The 25,869-nt window shown below is 68.2% G+C and carries 20 protein-coding genes and 1 pseudogene; 8 read left to right on the top strand and 13 right to left on the bottom strand.

Annotated features, from left to right (window positions below; genetic code table 11):
• Window positions 1-65: 65 nt before the first annotated feature.
• A complete protein-coding gene (locus QZ749_RS08280) occupies window positions 66-2,405 on the top strand; it encodes a penicillin-binding protein 1A (protein ID WP_296945434.1) in 2,340 nt (779 codons plus the stop codon).
• 169 nt (window positions 2,406-2,574) lie between these two features.
• On the opposite strand, the gene cyaY is transcribed toward QZ749_RS08280, so the two are convergent.
• Window positions 2,575-2,904 carry an iron donor protein CyaY gene (cyaY, locus tag QZ749_RS08285; protein ID WP_296945436.1) on the bottom strand — a complete coding sequence of 110 codons (330 nt, stop codon included), beginning with the start codon at window positions 2,902-2,904 and terminating at the stop codon, window positions 2,575-2,577.
• A gap of 41 nt (window positions 2,905-2,945) precedes the next feature.
• On the opposite strand from cyaY, the gene QZ749_RS08290 reads away from it, so the two are divergent.
• The 3 genes from QZ749_RS08290 (at window position 2,946) to QZ749_RS08300 (ending at window position 6,403) form a co-directional block, all read left to right on the top strand.
• Complete coding sequence (locus QZ749_RS08290) at window positions 2,946-3,218, top strand: lipoprotein (RefSeq protein ID WP_296945437.1); 273 nt, start codon at window positions 2,946-2,948, stop codon at window positions 3,216-3,218.
• A gap of 3 nt (window positions 3,219-3,221) precedes the next feature.
• Window positions 3,222-4,496 (top strand): diaminopimelate decarboxylase, encoded by a 1,275-nt coding sequence (gene lysA / locus QZ749_RS08295; protein ID WP_296945438.1) that lies wholly within the window; start codon window positions 3,222-3,224, stop codon window positions 4,494-4,496.
• Between the two features lie 68 nt (window positions 4,497-4,564).
• On the top strand, window positions 4,565-6,403 hold the full coding sequence (locus QZ749_RS08300; protein ID WP_296945440.1) for a DUF4153 domain-containing protein: 1,839 nt from the start codon (window positions 4,565-4,567) through the stop codon (window positions 6,401-6,403).
• A 34-nt stretch (window positions 6,404-6,437) separates the two neighbouring features.
• On the opposite strand, the gene QZ749_RS08305 is transcribed toward QZ749_RS08300, so the two are convergent.
• From QZ749_RS08305 to QZ749_RS08330, 6 genes are all read right to left on the bottom strand, one after another.
• Window positions 6,438-6,623: a hypothetical protein gene (locus tag QZ749_RS08305; RefSeq protein WP_296945442.1), complete on the bottom strand. Its 186-nt coding sequence runs from the start codon at window positions 6,621-6,623 to the stop codon at window positions 6,438-6,440.
• Window position 6,624: 1 nt separating this feature from the next.
• Window positions 6,625-7,257: a sulfite oxidase heme-binding subunit YedZ gene (locus QZ749_RS08310; RefSeq protein ID WP_296945443.1), complete on the bottom strand. Its 633-nt coding sequence runs from the start codon at window positions 7,255-7,257 to the stop codon at window positions 6,625-6,627.
• A 13-nt stretch (window positions 7,258-7,270) separates the two neighbouring features.
• Entirely contained in the window at window positions 7,271-8,251 is a 981-nt protein-coding gene (msrP, locus tag QZ749_RS08315; RefSeq protein ID WP_296945444.1) for a protein-methionine-sulfoxide reductase catalytic subunit MsrP, read from the bottom strand.
• Between the two features lie 132 nt (window positions 8,252-8,383).
• Window positions 8,384-9,562, bottom strand: coding sequence for a c-type cytochrome biogenesis protein CcsB (ccsB, locus tag QZ749_RS08320; protein WP_296945446.1), 1,179 nt, complete (start codon window positions 9,560-9,562; stop codon window positions 8,384-8,386).
• Between the two features lie 30 nt (window positions 9,563-9,592).
• Window positions 9,593-11,701: a cytochrome c biogenesis protein ResB gene (locus tag QZ749_RS08325; protein WP_296945447.1), complete on the bottom strand. Its 2,109-nt coding sequence runs from the start codon at window positions 11,699-11,701 to the stop codon at window positions 9,593-9,595.
• A gap of 115 nt (window positions 11,702-11,816) precedes the next feature.
• Entirely contained in the window at window positions 11,817-12,515 is a 699-nt protein-coding gene (locus tag QZ749_RS08330; RefSeq protein ID WP_296945448.1) for a cytochrome c, read from the bottom strand.
• Between the two features lie 205 nt (window positions 12,516-12,720).
• Here QZ749_RS08330 and yihA point away from each other — a divergent pair, with 205 nt between their 5' ends.
• A complete protein-coding gene (yihA, locus tag QZ749_RS08335) occupies window positions 12,721-13,449 on the top strand; it encodes a ribosome biogenesis GTP-binding protein YihA/YsxC (RefSeq protein ID WP_296945450.1) in 729 nt (242 codons plus the stop codon).
• A gap of 18 nt (window positions 13,450-13,467) precedes the next feature.
• A complete protein-coding gene (gene hemB, locus QZ749_RS08340) occupies window positions 13,468-14,481 on the top strand; it encodes a porphobilinogen synthase (RefSeq protein WP_296945452.1) in 1,014 nt (337 codons plus the stop codon).
• A 137-nt stretch (window positions 14,482-14,618) separates the two neighbouring features.
• Here the strand turns inward: hemB and QZ749_RS08345 are convergent, their stop codons facing one another.
• The 5 genes from QZ749_RS08345 to QZ749_RS08365 all read right to left on the bottom strand — a co-directional run bounded on the left by QZ749_RS08345 (window position 14,619) and on the right by QZ749_RS08365 (window position 22,482).
• A complete protein-coding gene (locus QZ749_RS08345) occupies window positions 14,619-15,458 on the bottom strand; it encodes a hypothetical protein (protein ID WP_296945453.1) in 840 nt (279 codons plus the stop codon).
• A 442-nt stretch (window positions 15,459-15,900) separates the two neighbouring features.
• Window positions 15,901-19,014: an efflux RND transporter permease subunit gene (locus QZ749_RS08350; protein ID WP_296945454.1), complete on the bottom strand. Its 3,114-nt coding sequence runs from the start codon at window positions 19,012-19,014 to the stop codon at window positions 15,901-15,903.
• 3 nt (window positions 19,015-19,017) lie between these two features.
• On the bottom strand, window positions 19,018-20,247 hold the full coding sequence (locus QZ749_RS08355) for an efflux RND transporter periplasmic adaptor subunit (RefSeq protein WP_296945456.1): 1,230 nt from the start codon (window positions 20,245-20,247) through the stop codon (window positions 19,018-19,020).
• 142 nt (window positions 20,248-20,389) lie between these two features.
• A complete protein-coding gene (locus QZ749_RS08360; RefSeq protein WP_296945458.1) occupies window positions 20,390-21,757 on the bottom strand; it encodes an ATP-binding protein in 1,368 nt (455 codons plus the stop codon).
• Window positions 21,754-22,482, bottom strand: coding sequence for a response regulator (locus QZ749_RS08365; protein WP_296945460.1), 729 nt, complete (start codon window positions 22,480-22,482; stop codon window positions 21,754-21,756). The genes QZ749_RS08360 and QZ749_RS08365 overlap by 4 nt, the downstream gene beginning before the upstream one ends.
• Before the next feature lie 251 nt (window positions 22,483-22,733).
• On the opposite strand from QZ749_RS08365, the gene QZ749_RS08370 reads away from it, so the two are divergent.
• Entirely contained in the window at window positions 22,734-23,267 is a 534-nt protein-coding gene (locus QZ749_RS08370) for a Spy/CpxP family protein refolding chaperone (RefSeq protein ID WP_296945461.1), read from the top strand.
• Between the two features lie 117 nt (window positions 23,268-23,384).
• Here the strand turns inward: QZ749_RS08370 and dsbD are convergent, their stop codons facing one another.
• The gene (dsbD, locus tag QZ749_RS08375; protein WP_296945462.1) at window positions 23,385-25,211 is read right to left on the bottom strand and encodes a protein-disulfide reductase DsbD; all 1,827 of its coding nucleotides are present in this window, start codon (window positions 25,209-25,211) and stop codon (window positions 23,385-23,387) included.
• Window positions 25,212-25,415: 204 nt separating this feature from the next.
• Between dsbD and QZ749_RS08380 the strand changes: the two are divergent.
• Window positions 25,416-25,869 (top strand): annotated as a pseudogene (locus tag QZ749_RS08380) (IS1595 family transposase); the annotation flags it as partial.

Here is a 25,869-nt window from a genome sequence, read left to right on the forward strand (position 1 = left end):
GCGATGTTTCAGATCCAACCCTGACTTATAATGATCCCGATCAACAAAGTGAAACGTCTACCCGCATGAAAGCCTCTCCGAACGGAGCACCGTCCGCTCCGCCCTCCCGGCACAGCCCGAAGCGCATCCTCCTCACCGTCGTCGCCAGCCTGTTTGGCCTGGCCGTCTGCGGCGTGCTGGTAGTGGTGTTCGCCCTGGCGATGGCCTATCCGAACCTGCCCGCGCTGGACACGCTCACCGATTACCGGCCCAAGATGCCGTTGCGGATCTTCACGGCCGACAACGTGCTGATCGGCGAGTTCGGCGAGGAGCGCCGCACGCTGGTGCACTTCAAGGACATCCCGGACGTGATGAAGAAGGCCGTGCTGGCGATCGAGGACGACCGCTTCTACGAGCACGGCGGCGTCGACTACTGGGGCATCCTGCGCGCCGCGCTGCACAACGCCACCAGCGGCTCGCGCCAGGGCGCCTCGACCATCACCCAGCAGGTCGCGCGCAACTTCTTCCTGTCCAGCGAGCAGACCCTCAAGCGCAAGGCCTACGAGGCGCTGCTGGCCTGGAAGATCGAGAAGAACCTCACCAAGGACCAGATCCTCGAGGTCTACATGAACCAGATCTACCTGGGGCAGCGCGCGTTCGGCTTCTCGTCGGCGGCCCAGATCTACTTCGGCAAGGACCTGCGCGACATCAGCGTGGCCGAGGCCGCGATGCTGGCCGGCCTGCCCAAGGCGCCGTCGGCCTACAATCCCGTGGTGAACCCGAAGCGCGCGCGCCTGCGCCAGCAGTACATCCTGCAGCGCATGCACACGCTGGGCTACATCACCGACGCCCAGTACGCCCAGGCCAAGGACGAGGAACTCAAGATCAAGACCGACAGCACGGCGTTCGGCGTGCACGCCGAGTACGTGTCCGAGATGGCGCGCCAGCTGGTCTACGAGCAGTTCAAGGAAGACACCTACACGCGCGGCCTGAACGTGTTCACCACGATCACCAAGGCCGACCAGGACGCCGCCTACCTGGCGCTGCGCCGCGGCGTGATGGACTACGAGCGCCGCCACACCTACCGCGGCCCCGAAAAGTACATCGAGATCCCGCAGGCCAAGGCCGATGCCGACGAGGCCATCGAGGCCGAGCTGGCCGAGCATCCGGATTCGGACGACATCGTCGCCGCCATGGTGATGCAGGCGTCGCCGACGCTGGTGACGGCCGTGCTGGCCTCCGGCGAGGAGATCAAGATCACCGGCCCGGGCCTGGCGTTCGCGCGCGAATGGCTGTCGCCCAAGGCGGCCGAGACGCGCCGCCTGCGCCGCGGCGCCGTGATCCGCGTGAGCCAGGACGGCGGCTCGAGCTGGAGCATCACCCAGCTGCCGGACGTCGAATCCGCCTTCGTCGCGGTCGACCCGAACGACGGCCGGATCCGCGCGCTGGTGGGCGGCTTCGACTTCAACCGCAGCAAGTTCAACCACGTGACGCAGGCCTGGCGCCAGCCGGGCTCCTCGTTCAAGCCGTTCATCTACTCGGCGGCGCTGGAACGCGGCTTCTCGCCGGCCACGCTGGTCAACGACGCCCCGATCTCGTTCGCCGCCGGCACCACCGGCGGCCAGGCCTGGGAGCCGAAGAACTACGACGCCAAGTACGAGGGACCGATGACGCTGCGGCGCGGCCTGACCAAGTCGAAGAACATGATCTCGATCCGCGTGCTGAACCGCATCGGCGCGCGCTACGGCCAGGAATACGCGACCCGCTTCGGCTTCGACGCCGAGCGCAACCCGCCCTACCTGACGCTGGCGCTGGGCGCCGGCTCGACCAACCCGCTGCAGATGGCGGGCGCCTATTCCGTGTTCGCCAACGGCGGCTACCGCATCAGCCCCTACATCATCTCGAAGGTGACCGATGCGGACGGCAAGGTGCTGTCGGAAGCGCGTCCGGAACGCGCCGGCGTCGAGGCCAACCGCGTGATCGACCCGCGCAACGCCTGGCTGATGGACAGCATGCTGCGTGACGTGGCGCGCTACGGCACGGCGGCCAAGGCCCAGGCCACGCTCAAGCGCCCGGACATCGCCGGCAAGACCGGCACGACCAACGACTCGATCGACGCCTGGTTCGCCGGCTACCAGCCGAACCTGGTGGGCATCGCCTGGATCGGCTACGACCAGCCGCGCAACCTGGGCAACCGCGAGACCGGCGGCGGCCTGGCGCTGCCGATCTGGATCGGCTTCATGCAGAAGGCGCTGAAGGGCGAGCCGGTGGTCGACCGTCCGCCGCCGGACGGGCTGGTGCTGTACGGCGACGAGTACTACTACGCCGAGAACCCGCCGGGCACCGGCGTGCAGTCGCTCGACGTCGGCACCCAGCCGCCGGCCGAGCAGAAGGCGCGCGACGCGGTGCGCAACGAGTTGTTTTAAACGTCGGCGACTGGTGCTTCGTACAATGCCGGGATCGGTAGGGTGGACGGGTTTCCCGTCCACGCGTTCGAATCACGGTCGCGTCGACGCCGCCGCGCGTTGAACGCGTGGACGGCGGAGCCGTCCACCCTACTTGCCTCGTCCAGCCGCTCGCGCGCTCGCCGGTCGGTCAGACCAGCTTGATCGGCACCCCGGCCTGCTGCGTGGCGTAGGCGGACAGCGAGGCGAAGAACTCGCTGTCGTCGCGCGTGTTGCGCCACTCGTCGCCGACGCGCTTGTAGTGGAAGCCGCCGGCGCGCGCCGCGATCCACATCTCCTGCAGCGGCGCCTGGCTGTTGATGATGATTTTCGAACCGTTGTCGACGAACTCGATCTCCAGCACGTTGCCGCTGCGCTTGCACTCGACGTCGACGACGTCCCGCTCGAACAGCTCGTCGAACGCGCCTTCGATCTGGGCCAGGGTGGACTCGGCGAGGTCCAGGAATTCGGTTTCGGTCATGCTACACTCCAAGGTCTGCTAATCAAACCGTGATTCTAATCGTGAAGCCCCCATTTGCGCTCCCCGCCGGCATCGCCATGCTGCTGGCGCTGTCCGCCTGCGGCCAGACCGGTCCCCTGTACATGCCCCATACGCCGCCGCCGCGCCAGCACAAGGGGGCCACGCCCCCGGCGCCGCAGCCGGTGGTCGGCGCCGCCATCGGCACCGATACCTCGCCGCCGGCCCCGGCCGCCGGCGTCGTCGGGCCGTCCGCGGGCGCGAACGCCAACGATACCCAAGCCATCCAACCGCCGTCCCCCGCCACCCAACAGTAAACCATGTCGCACTTCGCCCTCCAGAACGGTGTCCTGCACGCCGAACGCGTCCCCCTGTCCGCCATCGCCGAGCAGTACGGCACCCCGACCTACGTCTACTCGAAAGCCCGGCTGCTCGAGAACTTCGCCGGCTACGCCGCCCCCTGCGCCGGCCGCGACGCGCTGGTCTGCTACGCGATGAAGGCCAATTCCAACCTGGCCATCCTCGACATCCTGGCGCGCCAGGGCGCGGGCTTCGACATCGTCTCGGGCGGCGAACTGCTGCGCGTGATCGCAGCCGGCGGCGATCCGGGCAAGGTGATCTTCTCGGGCGTCGGCAAGACCATGGCCGAGATCGGCCTGGCGCTGGAAAAGGGCATCCTGTGCTTCAACGTGGAGTCGATCCCGGAACTGCACCGCATCAACGAGGTCGCCGGCCGCATGGGCAAGCGCGCGCCGGTATCGCTGCGCGTGAACCCGAACGTCGACGCCAGGACCCATCCGTACATCGCCACCGGCCTGAAGGCGTCCAAGTTCGGCGTCGCCTTTGCCGACGCGCTCGCCACCTACCGCACGGCGGCGGCGCTGCCGCACCTGGACGTGGTCGGCATCGACTGCCACATCGGCTCGCAGCTGCTGGACGACGCGCCGCTGCTGGAGGCGCTGGACAAGGTGATCGAGCTGGTCGACACGCTGGCGGACGAGGGCATCCACATCCACCACGTGGACGTGGGCGGCGGCCTGGGCATCGACTACGGCACCGGCGAGGCGCCGCCGGTGCCCGCCAGCGCCTACGTCGAGCGCGTGTTCGCGCGCATCGACGCCTGGCGCGCCGCCAGGCACGGCGGCAAGCCGGTCAAGGTGATCTTCGAGCCGGGCCGCTCGATCGTCGGCGACACGGGCGTGCTCCTGATGGCGGTCGAGTTCGTGAAGCCGGGCGAGGAAAAGAATTTCTGCGTGATCGACGCCGCCATGAACGACATGGCGCGCCCCACGCTGTACCAGGCCTGGATGGACGTGCAGCCGGTCAAGCCGCGCCAGGGCACCCCGGTGACCTACGACCTAGTCGGCCCCGTGTGCGAATCGGGCGACTGGCTGGCGCGCGACCGCGCGCTGGTGGTCGAGCCGGGCGACGTGCTGGCCATGATGGCGGCCGGCGCCTACGGTTTCACCATGTCCTCGAACTACAACACGCGCGGCCGCGCGGCCGAGGTGCTGGTCGACGGCGACCAGGTCCACCTGATCCGCCGGCGCGAGGATCCGGCCGAGCTGTTCGCGCTCGAGTCGCTCGTGAAGTAACCCGCGCAGGATCGGACAAGTGCTTGCATGAGTGATAATATTCCCGGGATGCAATCCGGAGAATGCCCATGCCAGCGTCCGACCTGCCCGACTCCCCCGCCACCGCCCAGGTCGGCCGTAGCCGCCTGCTGCTCGGCCTGTCCCAGGGCCTGTGCCTCTACCTGCTGTACCGCGCCGTCAAGGAGCAGGCCTGGCCGGCCGATACGCCGCTGCTGTTCGCGCCGCTGATCCTGGTCGCCCTGTACCTGCCGCAGGTCGCGATCTCGGCGCTGGGCCACATGGAACGGCGCGCGCTGCTCGCCTGGCTGGGCGCCGCAGCGCTGGTGCTGGCGGCGCTGGGATGCTACGACGCCTGGCGCGGCGCCGACCTGCCGCTGACGCCGCTGACGCCGACGCGCGGCGCGCACGCCGGACCGCGGCGCTCGCCGATGCCCTCCGCCCTGCTGCTGTTCCAGGCAGCGGCCGGCCTCTTCATCGCGCACTCGCTGGTGCTGGCGGCGGCGCGCGACCGGCGCCGCATCGCCGCCTATCCCACCCATTTCGACCTCGCCTGGAAACTCGGTGTGCAGCTGGCGTTCAGCGCCATGTTCACCGGCGTGACCTGGCTGGTGCTGCTGCTGGGCGCGCAGCTGTTCGACCTCGTCAAGCTGGATTTCTTGAGCAGGCTGATGCGCGAGGAATGGTTCGCCATCCCCGTCAGCGCCTTCGCGTTCGCCTGCGCCATGCACCTGACCGACGTGCGTCCGGCGATCGTGCGCGGCATCCGCGGCCTGCTGCTGGTGCTACTGTCCTGGCTGCTGCCGGTCGCCGTGCTGCTGGTCGGCGGCTTCCTGCTGGCCCTGCCCGTCACGGGACTCGAACCGCTGTGGGGCACGCGGCGCGCGGCCTCGGTGCTGCTGTGCGCGAGCGCGGTCTTCGTCGTGCTGATCAACGCCGCCTGGCAACAGGGCGGCGACGGCCATGACGTCGCGCGCGTCGTGCGCCTGGCCACGCGCATTGCCGCCGTACTGCCGGCGCCGCTGGTGCTGCTCGCCGTCCATGCGCTGTTCCTGCGCGTGCGCGAACACGGCTGGACCGGCGACCGGGTGGCCGCGGCCGCCTGCATGCTGGTGGCCGCCTGCTATGCCGCCGGCTATTTCCGCGCCGCGCTGCGCCCCGGCTGGCTGCCGGCGCTGGGATGGGTGAACGTCGCCACCGCCTTCGTCGTCGTCGGCCTGCTGCTGGCCCTGAATTCGCCGCTGCTCGATCCGGCGCGCGTCGCGGTCGCCAGCCAGGTCGCGCGCCTGCACGCCGGCAAGACCCCGGTCGACCGGTTCGACTTCGCCTGGCTGCGCTTCGACGGCGCGCGCTTCGGACGCGCGGCGCTGGACCGCCTCGAGCGCGAGGCCGGGAGCAAGCCCGCCGGCCCGGACGCGGCGCGCCTGCGCGCGCGCATCGCCGCCGCGCGCAAGCTGGCCAGCCGCTGGGACGCGCGCGCGCCGGTTCCCTTGCCGGCGCCCGACCTGCTGGCCAACCTGCGCGTGCGCGGCGCGCAGGCCCTGCCCGCGGGCCTGCTGGACACGGACTGGGCGTCGAAGCCGTCGGCCTACCTGTATCCCGCGTGCCTGCGCGCCGCCGGCAGGCAGTGCGACGCCGTCGTGCTCGACCTGGGCAACGGCGGCCGTCCGGCGGTGCTGCTGGTGGATGGGGATGACGCCCGGGCCGTCGTGCTGGGCGCCGATGCGCAAGGGCGGTGGGACCTGCTCGGCACCGTCGCCTTCGATCCGGCGCCCTGCGCGGACCTGCTGGCAGGCCTGGCGGCGGGCCAGGTGCGTAGCGTGGCGCCCGTGCTGCAGGATATCGAGGTCGGCGGCATCCGCGGCCGCGTGGCGCGGCCACCGTTGCAGCAGGGATGCCGGCGCCAATGAGGAAGGGAGCGCGGGGCGCGCGGCGCGCAGCCGCCTAGTCGCGCCCGCGCGACCGGTCGTCCGGCCACGCCAGCGCCGCGCAGGCCGCCGTCTGCTCGCTCCAGCGCGCGCCCAGGTTCAGGCAACGGTCGACCGCCACGCCGTAACGCGTGCGCGAGACCCCGAGCACCATCAGGAGCACCAGGGCCAACAGCAGGACGATCGCACCGAACCTCTTCATGTCATGATTGTACCGATCCCGAGGTGCGGGTGGGAAGCCGCGTGCGGCTCCACCAGATGCGCAGGCCCAGCAGCACCAGCACGACGGCGCCCCAGACCATGGGTTGCTGCAGGTCGTTCTTGCCCGCCTTCATCCACCAGTAATGCAGGATCGCCAGCACCGCGATCGGATAGATCAGGCGGTGCAGCTGGGTCCAGCGCCGCCCGAGCCGGCGGATCATGCCCTGGGTGCTGGTGGTCGCCAGCGGGATCAGGAGCACGAAGGCGATGAAGCCGACCGTGATGAACGGGCGCTTGATCACGTCCTTCCACATCGCGGCGACGTCGAAGGCATGGTCGAACCAGAAGAACGTCAGGAAGTGCATGAAGGCGTAGAAGAAGGCGAACAGGCCGAGCATGCGGCGCAGGCGCACCAGCCAGTTCCAGCCGGTCCAGCGCCGCAGCGGCGTGACGGCGAGCGTGATGCACAGCAGGTACAGCGCCCAGTCGCCGCTGCCATGGGTCAGGAAGGCGACCGGGTCGACCGGCGTGCCCATGGCGACCGCCCAGGCCATGCGCAGGAAGGGCGCCAGCGCCAGCAGGAAGACCAGGACTTTGATCGCCGCCAGCTGTTTTGGTTTCGGAGTGAACGCCATGCGCTTCGCCCGTTCAGTAGAACTTGCGCAAGTCCATGCCGGTGTACAGCGAAGCGACCTCGTTGTAGCCGTTGAACATCAGGGTCTTGCGCTTGGGCGTGAACAGGCCGCCTTCGCCGATGCGGCGCTCGCTGGCCTGCGACCAGCGCGGGTGGTCGACGTTCGGGTTCACGTTCGAATAAAAGCCGTACTCGTCCGGCGCGATCGTGTTCCAGGCCGTGCGCGGCTGGTCGCGCACGAAGCGGATGCGCACGATCGACTTGGCCGACTTGAAGCCGTATTTCCAGGGCACCACCAGGCGCACCGGCGCGCCGTTCTGGTTGGCCAGGACCTGGCCGTACATGCCCACCGTCAGCAGCGCCAGCGGATGCATGGCCTCGTCCATGCGCAGGCCTTCCACGTAGGGCCACTCGATGATGCGGCTGCGGATGCCGGGCATCTGGCCGCGGTCGGCTAGCGAGGTGAATTCGATGTACTTGGCGTTGCCGGTCGGCTCGACCTGGCGGATCAGGTTCGACAGCGAATAGCCGATCCAGGGAATCACCATCGACCAGCCCTCGACGCAGCGCAGGCGGTAGATCCGTTCTTCCAGCGGCGCCAGCCTGGTCAGGCGGTCGATGTCGAGCGTCATCGGCTTCTTGACCTCGCCGTCGACCTGCACGGTCCAGGGACGGGTGCGCAGCGTGTGCGCATGCTCGGCCGGATCGCCCTTGTCGGTGCCGAACTCGTAGAAATTGTTGTAGTGGGTCGCGTCCTGGAGCGAGGTGAGCTTCTCGTCGGTCGACAGCGCGGCATTGCGGTTGGCGGCCAGCTTTTGCGCCGGCGCCGCCTGGGCCAGCGCTTCGCGGTTCAGCATTTCCCACAGCGAGGTGCCGGCCACGGCCGTCGCCGCGGCGCGCGCCAGAAAGGCGCGCCGGCCCTCGACGATCGATTGCGGCGTGATTTCGGAAGGAAACGGCAGGTCGATGCCGTTCGGATTACGTTTGATCAACATAACAGCTCCGGTTGGACACTTGGGCACTTTCGCGCCAGACATGTCAACCTTACACCATCCGTTGCAATCCGGCTGGACGCTTCACCTGCGGTTACAACATGTCATCCGCCTGTCATCCAGCCGCCCGCGTTCTCACAGCTTGCCGTAGGAGTGCAAGCCGGACAGGAACATGTTCACGCCCAGGAAGGCGAAGGTCGTCACCAGGAGGCCCACCAGCGCCCACCAGGCCGCGGCGCGCCCGCGCAGGCCGGACATCAGGCGCATGTGCAGCCAGGCCGCGTAGTTCAGCCAGACGATCAGCGCCCAGGTTTCCTTCGGGTCCCAGGACCAGTAGCCGCCCCAGGCCTCGGCCGCCCACAGCGCGCCCAGGATGGTGGCCACCGTGAAGAAGGCGAAGCCGACGGAAATGGCCTTGTACATCACGTCGTCCAGCACGTCCAGCGACGGCAGGCGGTCCACCAGGTAGCCATGCGACTTCAGCAGGTAGGCCGAGCCGACCATGGCCGCCAGCGCGAAGGTGCCGTAGCCGATGAAGTTGGCCGGCACGTGGATCTTCATCCACCAGCTCTGCAGCGCCGGCACCAGCGGCTGGATCTCGGCGGCGTCGCGCGCCACCGTGTACCACAGCAGGAAGCCGACGGCGGCCGAGATCACCAGCAGCACGAACGGGCCGAGCTGGCGCGTCGCGTAGCGCTGCTCGTAGTACAGGTAGAACAGCGCGGTGATCATCGCGAACAGGATGAACACCTCGTACAGGTTCGACACCGGGATGTGGCCGACGTCGGCGCCGACCAGGTAGGACTCGTACCAGCGCACCATCATGCCGGTGAAGCCGAGCACGACGGCGGCCCAGCACAGCTTGGAGCCGACGCTGCCGCCGAACGGCGAGCGGGTGGCGAGGCCGATCCAGTAGAACACGGTCGAGAACACGAACAGCGCGCTCATCCACAGGATGGCGGACTGGCTCGACAGCATGTACTTGAGGAAGAACCTGGTGTTGGCCGCGTCCAGCGTGCCGCCGTACAGCGAGATGGCCCACAGCGACAGCGCCGCCACCAGGGGCATCAGCCAGCGCACCGGCTTCCAGCCCCAGCCCAGCAGCGCGAACGTGGGCGCGGCCAGCAGCAGGATCGCCTCCTCGTACACGTCCATGTAGGCGCCGTAGCGGTGGAACGCGAACAGGGCCGCGGCCGCCAGGGCCGCGCCGAACAGCCAGTCGACGGCCGTCAGGCGCTTGAAGAAGCCGGGCGGCCGGGTGTAGCGCACCTGCGCGTCGGCCTGTTGTCCCTGCGATGCCTGCGAAATGTCCATGGTTTTCTCTCCTTGCCGAACCCGCCCAGCTTACGCCGATTGCGGCAACTTCGTTTTCAAATCGTCGAACTCGCGTTCGAAATCGAGGGTCTTGCGCTGCGTGCTCATCGCCATCAGCGCCTGCGCGCCATGGCCGTCCGCGCCGTCCTTCACCCACACCCAGATGCGGCGCTCGCGGATGTAGAACATCGCGAAGATGCCCAGGGTCAGCAGCAGGCACCCCAGGTAGACCACCTTCTTGCCCGGCGAGCGGGTGGCCTGCAGCACCGACGCCTTCACCTCGGTGAACTCGTCCAGCGCCAGGTAGACCGGGGCGCCGTACAGGAAGCTGTCGGACAGCGCATTGGTGGCCATCTGCAGGAAGCGGCCATGCACCTCGTTCGCCTCGACCGCCGGCGCGCCGGCGCGCGCGCGCGCGGCCTGCCACAGCTCCCACATGGCGCCGTTGAGCATCTTCATGAACACGTTCGCGGCCTTTTCCTGCTCCGCTTGCGGGATGCGCTCGAGGAATTGCGATACCGCCAGGTAGCCGCCGGTTTGGCCGCTGCCCTGCCCGCCTCCGGCAAAGATCGCCAGCGTCTTGCCCGCCGATTCGCGCAGCTGGGCGGCCAGGGCGGGATCGGCCTTGCCCTGCGGCAGGGCGCGCTCGGCATAGCGGCGCGCCGCCTCCTCGCGCAGGGCGGGGTCGGCCAGCGCGGCGCGCAGGCGCATCCACTCGCCCACGCCATGGGCATCGTCGGCCGGGATGCGCAGGAAGCTGAACGGCGCCGACGGGTCGGTGCGCACGCCGGCCAGGTAGACCTGGGCGCCGTCCAGCGTCACGGGCTGCATGTAGTTCAGGAACTCGCGCGCCTGGCCGGTCTGGTCGCGCAATTTGTACTGCACGCTGGGGCCGACGTTCTTGAGGTCCTTGTTGTTGGCGTTCTTGCCGGCCGAGCCGGAATGTTCGGACAGCGTGGCCTTCAACTGCTCGTCGAGCGATTCGCCCTTCTTGACCGCGCGCACATCGTCGCCGGCCCTGGTGTTCTCGACGTTGAACGGCCGGAAGCCGGTCCACTCGATCGCATACGTCGCGTTGCCGCTCTTGAGCTCGCTGGAACTGCCGACCTCCCCCGCGACCGGGAACGATGCGGCGCCGCTGCCGGTCATCGGCCAGCCCGTCAGCTTGAGCTTGCTGCCGCCATCCTCGAAGCTCGACTGGTACAGCGCCACGCCGCGGTAGATCAGCGGCTGGTTGACCTTGATGGTGCCGTCGAAGGTCTTGCCGGTCTCGTGGTCGCGGATCGTCACCTCGCTGGCGAACAGCTTCGGCATGCCGGTCGAGTAGAACTCGATGATGAACTTGTTCAGCTTGATGGTGAACGGCAGCTCCTGGATCATCACGCCATTGCCCTGCGGGACGATGGCGGTATTGCTGCTCTGCCCTTCCGGGATCATCGTATTGCCGCGGAACGAGGGATTGTTCAGGCCCAGGCGGTGGCGCGCCGGGATGTCGGCGATCAGGCCGCCGCCCATGAAGGGCGTCTTGCCCATGAACCATTGCTGGAAGCGGATGCCAAAGTCGGAATCCATCATGCCGCCGACCAGGATCACGATGATGGCCGTGTGCGCGAAGATGTAGCCGAACTTGTTGCCGGCGCCCTTCTTGGCGGCCACCAGCACGCCGCCGGGCTTGTCGACCAGCTTCACCTTGTAGCCGGCATTGTCCAGGCGCTGGGCGGTCTGGTGTGCCAGCGGCAGCGCGGCGCCCGGCGCCGTCCAGGCGAACTTGTGGTGGAAGTTGCGCAGCGACTCCTCGCGCACGCTCTCGCGCCAGCTGCGCATGTCGCGCAGCATCTTCGGCGCGTTGCGGGCGATGCACAGGCCCGTCGAGACGATCAGGATGGCCAGGCTGAGCAGGAACCACCAGGCCGAGTAGACGGCGTACAGGCCCAGCTTGTCGAAGATCTCGAACCAGAACGGGCCGAACTGGTTCATGTAGTTCGGCATCGGCTGGTTCTGCTGCATCACCGTGCCGATGACGGCGGCGATCGCGATGATCATCAGGAGGCTGATGGCGAAGCGCATCGACGACACCAGCTCGACCGCCTCCGCGAAGCCGCGGCGGCTTGATTTGATTTCAATTCCGGTGGTGCTCATCGCCCCTGCTTTCATTCACGTCAGAAACACTGCCGGGAGCATACAACAAAAAGGGCAGCCCGCTCACGCAGCCGCCCTGTTCTTGATGACTTCCGTCGGGAATTATCTGACGGACTTACTTCAGCCCGGCGATATAGTCGGAGACGGCCTTCATTTCCTCGTCCGACATGCGCTTGGCCAGCGTGCCCATCTGCGGGCTGTTGTTGCGGCCGCCCGCCTTGAACGCCTGCAGCTGGGCCAGCGTGTAGTCCTGGTGCTGGCCGGCCAGGCGCGGATACTGCGCCGGGATGCCCGAGCCGGTGGCGCCGTGGCAGCTGGCGCAGGCGGCCACGCCGCGCTCGGCGATGCCGCCGCGGTAGATCTTGCGGCCCAGTTCGACGGTCTCCTTGTTGCGCGCCGCGCCCTGCTTGGGCTTCTGCGTGGCCAGCCAGGCGGCGAGGTTGTTCTTTTCCTCTTCGCTGAGCATCTTGGCGTACAACGACATCACCGGCTGCACGCGGTTCGGCGTGGTGAAATCGACGAGCTGCTTGTGCAGGTAGGCCTGCGCCTGCCCCGCCAGCTTGGGATTAGCGACGATGGTCGAGTTGCCGGCGGCGCCGTGGCAGGAGGCGCAGGCCGGCAGGCCGCGCGCGGTGTCGCCCGTGTCGTACAGGCTGCCCCCCTTGGCGGGATCGATCTTCGGAACGGGATTCGCAGCCGGCGCCGCATCGGCGGCCAGTGCGGGCATGCCGCTCGTGCCGGCCAACGCCAGCGATGCGAGCAACAGGGACTTCATGATGGCCGTGTGGGCGGCCGGTAAGAACACACGATTCATTCAAGGCACTCCGAAAAAGTCGAAGATCATGTCGCAGGTACGATACTTGCCACAGCTTGCTCGGTGTCGTTCACTATGCGCGTCCTCCCCAGGCTCGCCGACGACAGGGAACTCCCTATTGTACAATAGCTTTCTTTCCAGACCGCTTCTTTCGTTGTCTTTTTCACCTTGGCGCGCCCGGCGCGCCTTACCGGATCCCCGTCCCATGTCCAAACTCTGGCAAGCCCGCTTCTTCACGACCGTCAACCAGTTGCGCGACCTGCCGCGCACCCAGGTACCGGAAATCGCCTTCGCCGGCCGGTCCAATGCGGGCAAATCGACGGCGATCAATATCCTGACCAACCAGAAGGGGCTGGCCTTCGCCTCCAAGACGCCGGGGCGCACGCAGCACATCAATTTCTTCTCGATCGGCGGCGCCCACGTGGCGATGCACCGCAAGGACCCGACCAAGGTCGAGGACATCCAGGCGCTGCTGGTCGACCTGCCCGGCTACGGCTACGCGGAAGTGTCGGGCGACGCCAAGCTGCACTGGCAGAAGCTGCTGGGCGACTACGTGCAGCGCCGCGACCAGCTGGCCGCCCTGGTGCTGATCATGGACTCGCGCCGCCCGTTCACCGAGCTGGACGTGCAGATGCTGGAATGGTTCGCCCCGACCGGCAAGCCGATCCACTGCATCCTGACCAAGGTGGACAAGCTCAACCGCAACGAATCGACCAACGCGCTGCGCCAGGCGCAGCAGGTGCTGGACAGCTACGTCGACGAGGACGGCAACGGCTTCCCGTTCACCGTGCAGCTGTTCTCGGCCCTCAAGCGCGTCGGCATCGAGGAGGCGAACGACAAGATCATCGAACTGCTCGGCCTGGATGGAGACGAGGCCGGACAGCATGACACCCAGGCCGACGGACCGGACGAGAATGCCGGCCGGGCCGACTAATCCGCAGGAGCTTCCCACATGCCGATCATCACCCCATCCGCCTACCCCGCCGTGCGCATGCGCCGCATGCGCCGCGACCCGTTCTCGCGCGCCCTGATGCGCGAGAACGTGGTCACCGCGTCCGACCTGATCTACCCGGTCTTCATCCTCGACGGCCAGAACCAGCGCCAGCAGGTGGCGTCGATGCCGGGCGTGGAGCGCGTCTCGGTCGACCTGCTGCTGAAGGTGGCCGAGGAAGCGGTGGCGCTGGGCATCCCGGTGCTGGCCCTGTTCCCCGTGATCGACGCCGCGCTCAAGACCTACGACGGCGTCGAGGCGACCAACCCGGACGGCCTGGTGCCGCGCGCCGTGCGCGAACTGAAGCGCCACTTCCCGCAGCTGGGCATCATGACCGACGTGGCGCTCGACCCGTACACGACGCACGGCCAGGACGGCCTGCCGGACGACAACGGCTACATCGTCAACGAAAAGACGATCCAGATGCTGATCCGCCAGGCGATGGCCCAGGCCGAAGCCGGCGTCGACATCGTGGCGCCGTCCGACATGATGGACGGCCGCATCGGCGCGATCCGCGCGGCGCTGGAAGAGCGCGAACTGATCCACACCCGCATCATGGCCTACTCGGCCAAGTACGCCTCGGGCTACTACGGCCCGTTCCGCGACGCGGTCGGCTCCGCCGCCAACCTGGGCAAGGCCGACAAGAACACCTACCAGATGGACCCGGCCAACGGCGACGAGGCCCTGCGCGAAGTGGCGCTGGACATCGCCGAGGGCGCCGACATGGTGATGGTCAAGCCGGGCATGCCCTACCTGGACGTGGTGCGCCGCGTGAAGGACGAATTCAAGGTGCCGACGTTCGCCTACCAGGTCAGCGGCGAGTACGCGATGCTGCAGGCGGCGTTCCAGAACGGCTGGCTCGATCCGGACAAGGTCATCATGGAAACCATGATGTCGTTCAAGCGCGCCGGCGCCGATGGCATGCTGACCTATTTCGCGATGGACGTGGCGCGGCGCCTGAAGGCCGCGGGCTGAATCGACGAATGGTGCGCACGGGGTGCGCACCCTACGGCCACGATCGGTTGCGTAGGGTGCGCTCCCCGAGCGCACCATGCCTCACCCAACAAAAAACCACGCCGCGGCGTGGTTTTTGTTCTTCAAGCCTCCACGAATTATCCCCGCGGCGGCGCCGTGTAATTCGGGAACATTTCCTTGTACAGGAAATCCATCAGCTGCTGGGTATCCTGCGGCCGCGCCGACAGTGTCACCACGCGGTTCAGGCGGTGCGAATCCCATTCGAAATCGCCGTTCTTTTCCTTGCGGATGATCTCGATCATCTTCTTGACGATCGCCGTCTCGATGTCGCGCTCGCTGCCGCGCTCCACCTTCACCGAGGTCAGCCAGCGCCGCTTGAAGTTCGGGTTCCAGCCGCGGAACTTCACGTCGGCCGAGGCGAAGGTCTGGTTGGTGACGCTGAACACGCCGCCCGTGTCGTTCGGATCCTGGCCGCCGCGGCCGTTGATGGCGGCGATGTTCGCCAGCGCGTTGCGGGTGCCGCGCGAGGCTTCGCTCTCCTCGGGCGCATTGACTTCGGTCGAGGCGCCGCGCGCCGCCTTGCGCGCCGCGATGTAGGCGGCCATGTCGACTTCCTTCGGCGGCTCCTTCGTCTCTTCCTTCGGCGGCGCCGGCGTCTCGGCGACCTTCACCGGTTTTTCGTCCGGCAGCGTGATCGTGTCCGGCAGGCGCTGGACCTTGGGCACGGTCGGCTTCGACGGCCGCACCGGCGCCGGCTTGGCGCTCTGCGCCGCCGGCTTCTGCGGTTGCGGCTTGGGCGTCGGGGTCGGCTTCGGCGTGGGCGGCAGCCACACGATGGCATTCTCGGCGCCCGCCCGGGACGGTGCGCTCTGCTTGTTGTCCGGCTGGTACAGCCAGATCGCGACCAGCAGCAGGTGCAGCAGGACGGTGGCGATCAATCCGGTGCGGTTCGGCCCCTGGCGGCCGTATGTGCTCACCCGCCGCCCGGGCAACGGCTGGCCGCAATGCGCACAGACATCGCTGTCATCGAGTGAGATATGGGAATGGTCACGCAAGATGAAGACTACTTTCCAGGGAGCAGCAAACAAGGGATCACGTGCCGCAGTCTACCTTGTTTGGTTTCTGTACGCACGCATCGTTGGACATCTGCAAACAGCTTATAAGTTCGCTGCTTTTACTGTTGTTACAGTATGTATCAGGAATTCCGGCGATATTTGCGGGATGTGAGGGGATTTTGCCCGGTAATCCGGGGTTTGGACGGTGCGGGCGGGCACATTGGGCGTGCCTGGATGGACAAATTGTAATGTAATTGCGGTGCGCACGGGGTGCGCACCCTACGACCCGGTTTGTCGCCGCCGCGGGCCGAAAACCGGGGTCAGCGCCCCTGGAAAAGCAACACCGGGCTCCGACCCCTCCTACCTAGGCGGCCTTGACCACGTCCAGCTGCGGCCGTTCCAGCCTGGCCAGTTCCTCGTCCGTCATCGGCCCGCTGTCGCTGAAGCGGTCGAGGTACAGGTAGATCACGGGCGTGATGTACAGCGTGATCACCTGCGAGAACACCAGGCCGCCGCATACGGCCAGGCCCAGCGGCTGGCGCAGCTCGGCGCCGGCGCCCAGGCCGAGGGCGATCGGCAGCGCGCCCATCAGTGCGGCCAGCGTCGTCATCATGATCGGGCGGAAGCGCAGGATGCACGCCTCGCGGATCGCCTGCTCCGGCTTCATCCCGCCGTTGCGCTGGGCGTCCAGCGCGAAGTCGATCATCATGATGGCGTTCTTCTTGACGATACCCACAAGCATCAGGATGCCGATGGTGGCGATGATCGTCAGGTCCATGTCGAACAGGCGCAGCGTCAGCAGCGCGCCCACGGCCGCCGACGGCAGGCCGGCCAGGATCGTGATCGGGTGGATGAAGCTCTCGTACAGCGCGCCCAGCAGCACGTAGATGACGCCGATCGCCGCGACGATCAGGATCAGCTGGCTCGACTGCGAGCTCTGGAACACGGCGGCGTCGCCGCCGTAGTTCGTGATGATGGACCCCGGCAGCTTCATCTCGCGGCCCATCTGCGCGATCGCCGCGGTGGCGTCGCCCAGCGAGGCGTCCGGCGCCAGGTTGAACGACAGCGTGATCGCCTGCAGCTGGCCCTGGTGGTTGACGGCCACCGGCCCGACCGTGCGCTTGACGCTGGCCACGCTCGACAGCTGCACCAGCTGGCCGGTCTTGCTGCGCACCGACAGGCGCGCCAGCGCGTCCTCGAATTCCCGGTCTTCCCTGGCCGTCTCCAGGATCACGTAGTAGCTGGCCGCGGTCGAGTAGATGGTCGAGACCTGGCGCTCGCCGAACGCCGCGTACAGCGCCGTGCGCACGTCGGACAGCTGCACGCCCATCGCGTTGGCCTTGTCGCGGTCGACGTCCAGCGTGGCCTGCAGGCCGCGTTCCTGCGAGTCGCTGGTGACATCGCGGAACATCGGGTCGTTGCGCATGCGCTCCAGGAAACCGTTGGCGTAGCCGCCGATGTTCTCGCCCGACACGCTCTGCAGCGTGTACTGGTAGCGGCTCTTGCTCTGGCGTCCGCCCAGCTGCAGGTTCTGCACCGGCGACAGGTAGACGGCGATGCCCGGGACCGCGCGCACGGCATGGCGCAACCGGTCGATCACGAGCGGCATCTTGTCGCGCTGCTCGCGCGGCTTGAGCACCAGGAACATGCGGCCGCCGTTGCCGCCGCCGCTGAACGCCGTCACGTCCTGCACGGCCGGGTCGGCGCGGATGATGTCGACCACGCGCGTCTGCAGCGTGACCATCGCGGACGAGGAGATGTCCTCGGCGGCCTCGGTGTTCACGCGGATCTGGCCCAGGTCTTCCTCGGGGAAGAAACCCTTCGGGATCGTCGTGTACAGCACGGCCGTCAGCACGAACGTGCCCAGCGCCGCCAGCAGCACCAGCGGGCGGTGCGCCAGCGCCAGGTCCAGCGTCTTTTCGTAGCCGTTGCGCACCTTCATGAAGCCGGCCTCGAAGTGGCGGCCGACGAAGCTCTTTTCGGCGTGCGGATCGTGGCCGTGGGCCGACAGCAGGCGCGAGGCCAGCATCGGCACCAGCGTCAGCGACACGACGGCCGAGACCAGCACCGCCAGGCCGACGATCACGGCGAATTCGTGGAACAGCAGGCCGATCACGCCCGGCATGAAGAAGATCGGAATGAACACGGCCACCAGCGAGACCGAGATCGAGATGATGGTGAAGCCCATCTCGCGCGAGCCGTCAAGCGCCGCGCGCATCGGCTTCTTGCCCATCTCCATGTGGCGCACGATATTCTCCAGCACCACGATGGCATCGTCGACGACCAGGCCCACGGCCAGCGTGATGCCCAGCAGCGAGACGTTGTCGATGCTGTAGCCGAGCCAGTACAGCAGCGACAATGCGCCCAGCAGCGAGATCGGCATCGTGATCGCGGGAATGAACGTGGCCGACAGGCGGTGCAGGAACAGGAAGATCACCAGCACCACCAGCACTACGGTCAGGCCCAGCGTGAAGTTGACGTCGTGGATCGCCTCGCGGATCGAGACCGAGCGGTCGTTGACCAGGTTGATCTTGATCGAGGCCGGCAGTTGCGACTGGAAGCGCGGCAGCAGGTTGCGCACGTGGTCGACGACGGCGACGGTGTTGGCGTCCGGCTGGCGCTGCACCAGCAGCACGATGGCGCGCTCGCCGTTGTAGGCGCCGAAGGCCTTGGTCGACTGGTAGCTGTCCTCGACGTCGGCGACGTCCTTCAGGCGCACCGGCTGGCCGTCGCGGGTGGCGACGATCAGGTCGGCGAAGTCGGCCGCCTTCATCATCTGCGGCGGCCCCTGGATGGTCAGCGTCTGCTGCGGGCCGTCCAGGATGCCCAGCGGCGCGTTGGAGTTGGCGGCGCGCAGCGCGGTGGCCAGCTCGTCCATCGTCAGGTTGCGCGCGTTCATCAGGTCGGTCTTGGCGCGCACGCGCACGGCGAACTTCTTGCCGCCGTTGACCTGCACCTGGGCCACGCCCGGCAAGGTCGAGATGGCCGGCGACACCAGGTTCTCGGCGTAGTCGTTCAGCTCCGACAGGTTCATCGAGGGCGAGGTCATCGTCATGAACAGCACCGGCGCGTCGGCCGGGTTGACCTTGCGGTAGGACGGCAGGTCCGTCATTTCCTGCGGCAGCTGGCGCTGGGCCGCCAGCAGCGCGGCCTGGACGTCGACGGCGGCGGCGTTGATGTCGATCGAGGTGTCGAATTCCAGCGTCAGCGAGGTATTGCCCTGGGTGCTGGTCGAGGTGATCAGGTTGATGCCGGGGATGGTCGAGAACTGCTTCTCGAGCGGCAGCGCCACCGACGAGGCCATCGTCTCGGGGCTGGCGCCGGCCAGGTTGGCGTTGACGTTGATGACCGGCGTGTTATAGCTGGGCAGCGCCGCGACCGGCATGTTCAGGTAGGCCAGCACGCCCACCAGGATCAGGCTGAGCGACAGCAGCACGACCATCACCGGCCGCCGGATGCACAATTCGGAAATGTTCATGCGTCAGCCCTGGTTGGCGGCGACGGTGGCCGCCTTCGGCTTGTCGCCGCGGTTGCCGCCTTCTGCGCCCTTGTCCATCTCCGCAGCCAGGCGCACCTTGCCGCCCGGACGGACGTTCTGCTTGCCGTCGGTGATCACGGATTCGCGGCCGGTCAGGCCGCTGACGGCCGCGTCCAGGCCGAAGGCGTGCAGGCGCTGCACGGGCACCTGGTGCGCCGAATAGGCGCGATGCGGGTCCTGGTCCAGCACGTAGACGAACGTGCCCTGGGCGTTCGTGATGATGGCGTTCTGCGGCACGACGATGGCGTCCTTGAGGGTCTGCACGGTCACCTTCGTGTTCACGTACTGGCCCGGCCACAGCGTGGTCTCGCGGTTGTCGAACTCGGCTTTCACCCGGATCGTGCCCGAGGTCGGGTCGACGGTGTTGTCGACGAAGCTGAGCACGCCCTTGACCGGCGCCAGGCCGGCGCCCGGCAGCGCCTGCACCTCGACCTTGCCGTGCCTGGTGGCCGCCAGCAGCGCCGGCAGGCTCGACTCCGGCAGCGTGAACGCGACCGTGATCGGGTCGAGCTGGGTGACGGTGGTCAGCGAGGTGCTCGGCTGCACCAGGCTGCCCGGATAGACGGCGATGCCGCCCACGCGGCCGGCCATCGGCGCGCGGATCGCGGTGTAGCTGGTGGCGACGCTGCTGGCGCGCGCGGCGGCGACGTCGGCCTGCAGCGTCGCCCTGGCCTGGTCGACCTGGGCGCGCAGCGTGTCGACGGCGCTCTGGGCGATGTACTTCTGGGCGAACAGGTCCTGGCTGCGCTGGTACTGGCGCTCGAGGTCGGCCAGCTGGGCGCGGTCGCGCTCGACCTGGGCCCGGGCCTTGTCGAGGTTGGCGCGGTCGGCGCGGTCGTCGAGCGAGAACAGCAGCTGGCCGGCCTGCACGAACTGGCCTTCCTTGATGTGCACCTCGCGGATCGTGGCGGTGGTCTGCGGATGCAGGTCGACGGTGCGGATCGGCGTGACGGTGCCGTTGGCCTGCTGCAGCACCGGCACGTCCTCGCGCCGCGGCGTCACCACGTTGACGACCGCCGGCGGCTGGCCGCCCTTGCCCTGCTGTCCGTCCTGCCCGTGCCGGGCGCTGGTGGCGCCCTCCCCGGCATGCGTGCCCGTTCCGTGGTTGACGTACCAGGCCCCGGCGCCGACGGCCAGGACCGCGGCGACGAGTACGATGTTCTTGTTTTTCACTTCCCACTCCCTGCGCCGCTGGTGCGGCTTCTTGTATGCGATGAGGATGCTTCCGGCTGTACCGACGCCGATCTCCGCGCGGATTGTCGCACACGGGGATGACGGCAATGTGTCGGAATGTTGTCGCTGCCGCGCCTGTTGCTTATTTGCCCGGGTAGTACTCCGGCAGCATCAGCGTCACTTCGAGCCCGCCTTCCGGGTGGTTGGCGAGCACGATGCTGCCACCGTGCTGCTCGGCGATGTTGCGCGCGATCGTCAGGCCCAGGCCGGTGCCGCCGGACTCGCGCGAGCGCGAGGTCTCGACGCGGTAGAACGGATCGAACACGCGCGCCAGCTCGCCGTCCGGGATGCCCTGGCCGGCGTCGCGGATGCGGATGCGCGCGGCGCCGTTGATGCGGTCCACCGTCACCTTGGCCGCATGGCCGTACTTGACGGCGTTGTCGATCAGGTTGACGAGGCAGCGGCGCAGGTCGAGCGGGCGGCCCAGCAGGGCCATGCCGGCGTGGCCGGCCAGGCTGACGCGCTGGTTGGCGTCGGCCGCGTCGGCGCAGACGGAGTCGAGCAGCGAATCCAGGTCGAGCATCTGCATGGTCTCGGTGGTGTCCATGCTGCGCGCCAGGTCCAGGCCTTCGCGGACCATGGCCTGCATCGCCGACAGGTCGCCGATCAGGCGCTCCTGCAGCTCCGGCTCGCTGACCTTTTCCAGGCGCAGGCGCATGCGGGTCAGCGGCGTCTGCAGGTCGTGGGTGATGGCGGCCAGCATCTGGGTGCGCTGGAAGATGTACTGGCGGATGCGCGCCTGCATCGCGTTGAACGCGGCGCTGGCCTGGCGGATCTCGTCGGCGCCGGTCAGGTCCAGCGGCGGGTGGTTGATGTCGTTGCCGAGGTCTTTCGCGGCCTGCGCCAGCTGCTTGAGCGGCCGCGTGGTCATGCGCGCCACCAGGTAGGCCAGGAAGCCGACGCTCAGCAGCAGCAGCAGGATCGTCAGCGTGTAGTCGGTGCGCAGCGGCGAGGTCACCGAGCGCGGCGGCAGCACCGACAGCATCAGTTCGTCGCCGTCGCGCAGGCGCACGCTGATGCTCTCGCAGGTGCCGCGCCATGTCAGGCGCATCATGCCGAACACGATCGACTGGTCGCGCGGGATGGCGCAGTCGGCCGGGCGCGTGATCAGCGAGCGCAGCACGTAGCGCTTGCCCATGCGCATGGCCAGCGCCTGGGTGAAGTCGCTTTGGGCGACGGCGTGCTCGCTGGGCTTGATGTCGACGTCCTCCAGGCGCATGCCGGGACGGTTGGCCACGTCGAGGTAGGACTTGCGCGCCGATTCCGGCACGATCTCGGTGGCCATGATGAGCTGCTCGGCGCGGTCGAGCGAATGCAGGTCGCGGTACTCGTCGATCACGCGCTGGCGCTCGACGTCGGCCAGCAGCTGGGTCAGCGTGGCCGTGACCAGGATGCCCAGCAGCAGGGTGGCGAACACGCGGCCCGTCATCGAGCCGAGGAACGCTCTCACGCGCCCGGCTCCACCGTCACCTGGCCGGCCAGCACGTAGCCGCCGTTGCGGACCGTCTTGATGATCTGGGGCATGCGCGCGTCCTCGCCCAGCTTCTGGCGCAGGCGGCTGATCTGGATGTCGATCGAGCGGTCGAACGGGTCGGCGTCGCGGCCCTGGGTGAGGTTGAGCAGCTGGTCGCGGTTGAGCACGCGGTTCGGGTGCTCGAGGAACACGCGCAGCAGGCGGAACTCGGCGCCCGACAGCATGATGATCACGCCCTGCGGATTGACCAGGTGGCGCGCCGTCAGGTCCAGCGTCCAGCCGGAGAACTTCATCTGCTGGACGTTCTCGGCCTGGGAATTCGGCGGCATCGCGTGGCTGCGGCGCAGCACGCTGCGGATGCGCGCCAGCAGCTCGCGCGGCTCGAAGGGCTTGGGCAGGTAGTCGTCGGCGCCCATCTCGAGGCCGAGGATGCGGTCGAGCGGCTCGTTGCGCGCGGTCAGCATGATCACCGGCAGCGTCGAATGGGCGCGCAGCTTGCGGCACAGCGTCAGGCCGTCGTCGCCGGGCAGGTTCAGGTCGAGCACGATCAGGTCGGGGCGCGCCTCGTCGAGGATCTTCCACATCGCATTGCCGTCGGCGGCGGCCAGCGCGCGGTAGCCGTTCGCTTCGAGGTAATCGGCCAGCAGCGAGCGGATATCGCGGTCGTCGTCGACGATGAGAATGGTAGAAGGCGTGTCCATCCCGTCATTATCCGTGCTTGCGCCACCCCTGAAAAGCGTCTTTGTATCGGCTTGTATATGAATGGCGCAAGGAAACAAATTGATACAAAGGCCGCGACAGCGGACACGCCACGCTTACATCTTTGCCCGATGATGGTCCCATGCCGCGACGGGAAGTGACCGATGTTCGGTACACGTTGCGCGCAGATTGTCGGCATGTTACGGGCACATCCGGTGACCGTTGCCGCGTTCAACCTGACTAGGAAAAAGAGATGACTACCGTTCGCAAACACTTCGCTACCGCACTCGCCGCCCTGTCGCTGGGCGCCGCAGCCATCGGCGCCCACGCCCAGACCGCCGCATCCACGACCGCCGCGGCGCCGGCGCAGGCCGGGCAGCACCAGGGCCATCGCCAGCATCCGAAGCGCACGCCCGAGCAGCGCGCCGAACTGCGCGCCAAGCGCGTGGCGAAACTGCACGACGCGTTGAAGATCACCCCGGCCCAGGAACAGGCCTGGAAGAGCTTCGTCGCTTCGATGCAGCCGCCGGCACGCCAGCCGGGCCAGCGCCCCGACCGCGCCGCCTGGGCCGGCCTGTCGGCGCCGGAACGCATGGCCAAGGCCATCGAGATGCAGAAACGCCGCACCGTCGCCATGGAGCAGCGCCTGGGCGCCCTGAACAGCTTCTATTCGGTGCTCACGCCGGACCAGAAGAAGACCTTCGACGACCAGGCCGGGCGCATGCAGCATCGCTGGCACCGCGGTCCCGGCGGCTGGCAGCGCGGCGCCGATACCGCGCGCGGCTGAGGCCGGCGCCCTCGCCGCCCGATGCCCGGGCGGCATGACGAACGGACACCCTCGGGTGTCCGTTTTTCGTTGTATGCGCCGCGTCCGCGCGCGGCGTCAAGATGGTCTTCGCAAGTGTTACCGGAGTTTACCGAGCGAGCCCAGGAACTTGCCCGTGTCCTGGTAGCCGATCACGCGGCTGTCGGGGATTTCGCGGCCGTCGGCGCCGAACAGGATGATGCCCGGCGGCCCGAACAGGCCGAATCGCTTGAGCATGGCGCGGTCGTCGGCATCGTTGGCGGTGACGTCGACCTGCAGCAGCACGGTGTCGCGCAGCCGCTCCTTGACGGCCGGATCGACGAAGGTCAGCTTTTCCATTTCCTTGCACGACACGCACCAGTCGGCGTAGAAGTCCAGCATGGCCGTCTTGCCGGCGTTCGCGGCCAGGGCGGCGTCGAGCTGGGCGACGGTCTTGATGCGGGCGAACGCCAACCCCTGGTGCGGCACGGCGCCGCCCGTGAAGCGTGCCAGCGGCGCCAGCGGGTCGCGCGCGCCGCTGACGGCGCCCACCAGCTGGGTGGCGCCGAGCACGGCGCACGCCGCGCCCAGCGCGAGCGCGGCCCAGTGCGCGCGGCCCGGCTGTCCACGGTGCTGCCCAGCGAGCAGGTAGAAGCCGTAGCCCAGCAGCAGCGCGGCCCACAGCAGCATCTGCGCCAGGCCCGGCAACACCGGCGCGACCATCCACAGGGCCATCGCCAGCATCAGCACGCCGAAGAAGCGCTTGACCGACTCCATCCACATGCCGGCGCGCGGCAGCAGCGAGCCGGCCGAGACGCCCACCAGCAGCAGCGGGATGCTCATGCCGAGCGCCATCGAGAACAGCGCGGCGCCGCCGACCAGCACGTTGCGCGTCTGGCTGATGTAGACCAGGGCGCCGGCCAGCGGCGCGGCCACGCAGGGCCCGACGATCAGCGCCGAGATCGCGCCCATGACGAACACGCCGGCCAGCTTGCCGGACGACTGGCGGCCCGAGGCGTCGGCCAGCCGGGTCTGCAGCGCGGCCGGCACCTGCAGCTGGTAGACGCCGAACATCGACAGGGCCATCGCCGCGATCAGCAGGGCGAACGCGCCCAGCACCCACGGGTTCTGCAGGGCGGCCGCCAGGCCTTCGCCCAGCAGGCCGGCGGCGACGCCCAGCAGCGTGTAGACGATGGCCATGCCCAGCGAGTACGCCAGCGACAGGATGAAGCCGCGGCCGCGGCGCACGTCCTTGCCCTCGCCGACGATGATCGACGACAGGATCGGCACCATCGGCAGCACGCAGGGCGTGAACGCCAGGCCGAGGCCGAGCAGGATGAAGGCGGGCACGATGGCCAGCAGGCGGCCGCCCTGCAGCAGGTTGCCGATGCCGGTCAGTTCGGACGGCGCCGCGGCGGGCGCCGGGGTGGCCGCCGCCGGTGGGTCCGCCTGCGGTTGCGGCTGGCCGGGCAGCGACATCGCGGGCGCGTCCGGCGCGGCGTTCGCGCCGATCGGCAGGCCGCCCGCGGGCGCGGCGCCGCCACCGGCGACCAGTTGCACGGCCGCGTCCTGCGGCGGATAGCACAGGCCCTTGTCGGCGCAGCCCTGGCCGGTGACGTTCAGCGTGAACGGGCCGCTGCCCTGGACCGGGATGCGGATCTCGACGCGCTTGTGGTAGGTCTCGACGTCCTTCTGGAAGGTCTCGTCGAACTTCACCTTGCCCGGCGGGATGGCCGGCTCGCCCAGCGTCGCGCCGCTGGCCGTGAACTTGAAGCGCTCGCGGTACATGTAGTAACCGTCGGCGATGGCGTAGCTGACGACGGCCGTGTTCGGGCCGTCCATGCGGGCGGACAGGCGGAAGGCCTGCTCGGGCGGCAGGAAATCGTCGTCGGCGCGGGCGGGCGACAGGACGCACAGCATGGCCAGCAGCGCGGCCAGCAGCGTCATGAGGGTTCGGAGCGGGATTCTGGACATGGATCGATGGGATAGGTTCTGCGCAGCAGCATGGTACACCGCCGGCCCCGCCCCTGCACGGCGGACCCGGCATTTTGCCGGGGACGAAAAAAAAGGCGCTGTTCGCGTTAATTAAGCGAACCATCCGCTGCGCTGGCAGTCTCACCCATTGTCGAGGTAACTCATGGGGAGGCAGCAATGCAGGCTCTGGCGTTCGACGACGTGCTTGCCGCACTCGAAGCGTTACCGCTGTGCACGCAGGATCTCTCACGCCTGCGCAGCTGGATCGCCTCCATCGCGGATCCCGGCGAATGCGTCGCCCTCATCGAACAGGCCGCCGGCCGGCCACCCTGTCCCCGTTGCCGCGCCACGCGCGTCCACCGCTGCGGCAGCGCCAGCGGCTTGCAGCGCTATCGCTGCTGCCGCTGCGGGCGCAGCTACAACGCCTTGAGCGGCACGCCGCTGGCGCGCCTGCGCCTCAAGGAAAAATGGCTGGCGTACCTGCAGTGCGTGCTGGAATCGCGTACCGTGCGCGACGCCGCGGCGGTCACCGGCGTGCACCGCACCACCAGTTTTCGGTGGCGTCACCGCTTCATTCCGGGCGCCATGCACGAACGTGCGCCGACGCTGTCGACCATCGTCGAGGCGGACG

Origin of the sequence: uncultured Massilia sp., from assembly GCF_913773735.1 — a bacterium.
GTDB lineage: Bacteria > Pseudomonadota > Gammaproteobacteria > Burkholderiales > Burkholderiaceae_D > Telluria.

What these genes read in the sequence shown, in the direction of transcription:
- QZ749_RS08310 (WP_296945443.1), bottom strand. Translation starts at nt 7,257, where the DNA reads ATGGCGTTCACTCCGAAACCAAAACAGCTGGCGGCGATCAAAGTCCTG.
- cyaY (WP_296945436.1), bottom strand. Translation starts at nt 2,904, where the DNA reads ATGACCGAAACCGAATTCCTGGACCTCGCCGAGTCCACCCTGGCCCAG.
- ccsB (WP_296945446.1), bottom strand. Translation starts at nt 9,562, where the DNA reads ATGGACATTTCGCAGGCATCGCAGGGACAACAGGCCGACGCGCAGGTG.
- QZ749_RS08325 (WP_296945447.1), bottom strand. Translation starts at nt 11,701, where the DNA reads ATGAGCACCACCGGAATTGAAATCAAATCAAGCCGCCGCGGCTTCGCG.
- lysA (WP_296945438.1), top strand. Translation starts at nt 3,222, where the DNA reads ATGTCGCACTTCGCCCTCCAGAACGGTGTCCTGCACGCCGAACGCGTC.
- QZ749_RS08305 (WP_296945442.1), bottom strand. Translation starts at nt 6,623, where the DNA reads ATGAAGAGGTTCGGTGCGATCGTCCTGCTGTTGGCCCTGGTGCTCCTG.
- QZ749_RS08300 (WP_296945440.1), top strand. Translation starts at nt 4,565, where the DNA reads ATGCCAGCGTCCGACCTGCCCGACTCCCCCGCCACCGCCCAGGTCGGC.
- dsbD (WP_296945462.1), bottom strand. Translation starts at nt 25,211, where the DNA reads ATGACGCTGCTGGCCGCGCTGCTGGCCATGCTGTGCGTCCTGTCGCCC.
- QZ749_RS08330 (WP_296945448.1), bottom strand. Translation starts at nt 12,515, where the DNA reads ATGAATCGTGTGTTCTTACCGGCCGCCCACACGGCCATCATGAAGTCC.
- QZ749_RS08350 (WP_296945454.1), bottom strand. Translation starts at nt 19,014, where the DNA reads ATGAACATTTCCGAATTGTGCATCCGGCGGCCGGTGATGGTCGTGCTG.
- hemB (WP_296945452.1), top strand. Translation starts at nt 13,468, where the DNA reads ATGCCGATCATCACCCCATCCGCCTACCCCGCCGTGCGCATGCGCCGC.
- QZ749_RS08365 (WP_296945460.1), bottom strand. Translation starts at nt 22,482, where the DNA reads ATGGACACGCCTTCTACCATTCTCATCGTCGACGACGACCGCGATATC.
- yihA (WP_296945450.1), top strand. Translation starts at nt 12,721, where the DNA reads ATGTCCAAACTCTGGCAAGCCCGCTTCTTCACGACCGTCAACCAGTTG.
- QZ749_RS08370 (WP_296945461.1), top strand. Translation starts at nt 22,734, where the DNA reads ATGACTACCGTTCGCAAACACTTCGCTACCGCACTCGCCGCCCTGTCG.
- QZ749_RS08280 (WP_296945434.1), top strand. Translation starts at nt 66, where the DNA reads ATGAAAGCCTCTCCGAACGGAGCACCGTCCGCTCCGCCCTCCCGGCAC.
- msrP (WP_296945444.1), bottom strand. Translation starts at nt 8,251, where the DNA reads ATGTTGATCAAACGTAATCCGAACGGCATCGACCTGCCGTTTCCTTCC.